Source organism: Microcystis sp. M53602_WE12, assembly GCF_030065455.1.
In the GTDB taxonomy this organism is placed as follows: Bacteria; Cyanobacteriota; Cyanobacteriia; order Cyanobacteriales; family Microcystaceae; genus Microcystis; species Microcystis aeruginosa.
In genome coordinates this window covers 1-2886 of sequence record NZ_JASJFB010000724.1, presented here as the reverse complement: position 1 = coordinate 2886, position 2886 = coordinate 1, and the positions used below count along the sequence as shown (strand labels likewise).

Below are 2886 nucleotides of genomic sequence, written 5' to 3'. Positions count from 1 at the left end.
ATGGCCTTCCACTCCGTTAATAAACACGGGTAGGGGAATTAAATTAGCCGTTTCAAAATGACGGATTAATTGATTAATATAGGGCAATTTACTGATAACGTGCTTCCGATAAAGCAGCAGTGCCACCACTGGTTTATCAAGAGATTTATTTTTTTTATACCAAGCTAAATATTCTTGGGGAGTGAGAAAATAACCCTGATAATCGGGGTGTAATAGTCCCCTATTGGGAGTTTCGATAACTTCGGGTATTTCCCGTACTTTTAATCCTAGATATTTTTGGGCAATTACCCAACACATAGCGGCAACATTTTCAGTTCCTCCCGCATTCCAATAACCGTAAATAATTAACCAATTACGCAAATCTTGAACTTTTTTAGCGGGAATAAATTTCAGCAGTTTCGGGCCAGTTTTAAGGAAACTGAGATAACCAGCTAACTTATCTTCTTCCTTGCCACTGGAAAATTTACTCAAGATAAATTGAATTGGTTTTGGCATTCCTTTTGGTTTATCCCCGATGGCAAATTCTCCCAAACGGGTTAAACTCATTAACTCTAAAGCAGACTCAAAAACTAAGCGAATCGGAATCTGTGCCGCTCGTTGCCGCAGCCAAGTAACTTGATCGTAATCGAAGATCAAACTAGCAAAAAAAACGTCGGCAGTGGCTAAAGCTTGCTCGACTATTTCCGGTTCGCTCGTCAAGGATTTATCGCTAAATACTTTTACCTCTAAATCGGGACATTTAGAACTAGCCAACAGGCCCGATTGCCGATATAAATTGGTGTTAAAGGTTTCAAAGCCAACAATTAAAACAATACTTTTCATAAGAATTTATTTTCTGATAAATCAGGGTGCGTTATTTTGCCTTAACACACCCCCTGAAATGATCATAACAACAAATTAATAATAACTGCCAGATTTGCGATGATGGATAGCGGTTAAACCCTGGTGTAAAACCTTACCTTTTTCTGCGATCGCATAAATCAACCAATGATCACCGCACTCCATTCGTTGTCCCACCCGACATTCCAGATAAGCGAGCGCTTCGGCCAAAATCGGCCCACCGTTCTCAGCTTTAGTGGTTTCGATATTAGCGAAACGATCTTCTCCGGGGGAAAAAGGTTTAAGAAAATGCTTCATTAAAGCTATATGTTGTCCTTCTTGCAGGATATTAAGGACAAAATGGATATAAAGTGGGTAGAGTCGATGGGAGGTATTATCAGCAATTCTCATTTTAAGGTTTCATGACATCAAAACCCTTGCATCTAGAGGGGTTAATAATTCTTAACGAATCTCTAGATCGCTGAAACAAGGCAAAATCGTTTCAAAATGAGAATTGCTGCCACTATCTCACCTGCATCGGTCTAACACCCCCTTAATAAGACTTATAGCAGAGAACGAGTTGGTTAGGACAACCTAAATCGCTAAAATTCAGTTCTGGCAAGGATTTTCCTTCTGCCTTCTGCCCGCTGCTATAATAGCGCACTGTGCGGTTTAATCACCTCAATCAGGAGTCAGGAGACGATGCCAAATCAGATTATACTTCATCTTTATGAGAAACGCTGTAAGCTGTAATAATTAAGAGACATCTTAAAAAAAGTCAGAAACCCTTCTGTTCCCTGTTCCGGAGTTCCCTTGTCTCTAAAGTTAACTTTATTTTTAACTAGGTACTTAGAATGAAAAATGAAATATTAAATCTAGAATTTTCTCCCGATGTTCTTGCCGCTTTAAAAATAGGAATTGATGAACTCGGTCAAGAAATTAAACTTCTGGCCGCTATTTATTATTTTCAAGAAAAGCGACTTTCTTTAGGAAAAGCGGCGGAATTAGCGAGAATTAATCGCCTAGAATTTATGGATATTTTGTCTAAAAAAGGGATTGTATTGTTTGATTATGACGAATCGGCGTTAGCGGTTGAATTAAAGGGAATAGAAAAACTGGAGCCTGATGATTGTAAGTAACGCTACTCCCCTCATCGCTTTTGCGCGAATTGGTCAACTCGGTCTTTTACAAGAAATAGTTAAAAGCATCGTTATTCCTAAGGCAGTAGCTCTTGAAATCAGCACTTACGATCAGGACAAAACTGGCTCGATCGATCTATTACGAGAACAGTGGATTTCTGTCCGAGAAATCGCCTCTCAACAGCAGGTTTCCTTACTATTACCGACTCTAGATCGAGGAGAATCAGAAGTCATCGTCCTTGCACTAGAACAAAAAGCCCCTTTAGTGCTTATCTATGAATTAGCTGCTCGTCAGGTGTGTAAATCTCTCAATATTCCAATTACAGGTTCGATCGGTATTTTAATTAAAGCAAAACAGTTGGGAAAGATCGCTGCAGTCAAACCTTACATAGAAACGATGCAACAACAAGGCATATACTACAGCCAGAAATTTATCGAAAATTTGGGTTAAAACCCCGTCGTTTTACGACGGCTTTTCCTGATTTTCAATGTAGCACTTAAGAACTTCCAGTGGCGCACCTCCTACAGAAGATACAAAATAACTGGGCGACCAAAGAGCGTCTTTCCCGTGCGGTTTAGGATAACCAGCTTGTCCATACCTACGACTAGAGACTCCCTTTAAAGAATTGACCATTACGGAAATAGATAGTTTTGGCGGGTATTCAATCAATGCGTGTATATGATTAGACTCCCCGTTAAATTCCAATATCTGAAAATTCATCTTTTCCGCAACTTCCCTAAAAGATTTTTCAACCAAAGTCAGACTTTTACCAGTAAAAACCTTACTTCTGTATTTTGTCACACAGACCAAGTGTATCTTTAGATCGGAAACAGAGTTTCTGGTTCTTCGGTTTGTGTTATGTAATGGACGGGGGTTATAAGAGATGGAACCCTTATAGAGAAAGACATTGGACGATTTTTGTCAATT

At 39.3% G+C, this 2886-nt stretch carries 4 protein-coding genes and 1 pseudogene; 2 read left to right on the top strand and 3 right to left on the bottom strand.

Translation table 11 applies throughout. The annotated features are described in order from the left end of the window. Together PX482_RS22480 and PX482_RS22475 are read right to left on the bottom strand one after the other, a co-directional pair. A partial coding sequence (locus PX482_RS22480; protein WP_288123031.1) for a DUF3479 domain-containing protein occupies positions 1 to 822 on the bottom strand: 822 nt, incomplete at its 3' end. Between the two features lie 75 nt (positions 823 to 897). Continuing rightward, a pseudogene (locus tag PX482_RS22475) lies at positions 898 to 1179 on the bottom strand (flavin reductase family protein); the annotation flags it as partial. Between the two features lie 494 nt (positions 1180 to 1673). Between PX482_RS22475 and PX482_RS22470 the strand changes: the two are divergent. After that, positions 1674 to 1958 carry a UPF0175 family protein gene (locus PX482_RS22470; protein ID WP_002754799.1) on the top strand — a complete coding sequence of 95 codons (285 nt, stop codon included), beginning with the start codon at positions 1674 to 1676 and terminating at the stop codon, positions 1956 to 1958. Beyond that, positions 1945 to 2409: a PIN domain-containing protein gene (locus PX482_RS22465; protein WP_002759273.1), complete on the top strand. Its 465-nt coding sequence runs from the start codon at positions 1945 to 1947 to the stop codon at positions 2407 to 2409. Before PX482_RS22470 ends, PX482_RS22465 begins: the two co-directional genes overlap by 14 nt. Before the next feature lie 12 nt (positions 2410 to 2421). Here PX482_RS22465 and tnpA read toward each other — a convergent pair whose 3' ends face one another. Further along, positions 2422 to 2844: an IS200/IS605 family transposase gene (gene tnpA / locus PX482_RS22460; RefSeq protein ID WP_288027383.1), complete on the bottom strand. Its 423-nt coding sequence runs from the start codon at positions 2842 to 2844 to the stop codon at positions 2422 to 2424. Positions 2845 to 2886 lie beyond the last annotated feature (42 nt).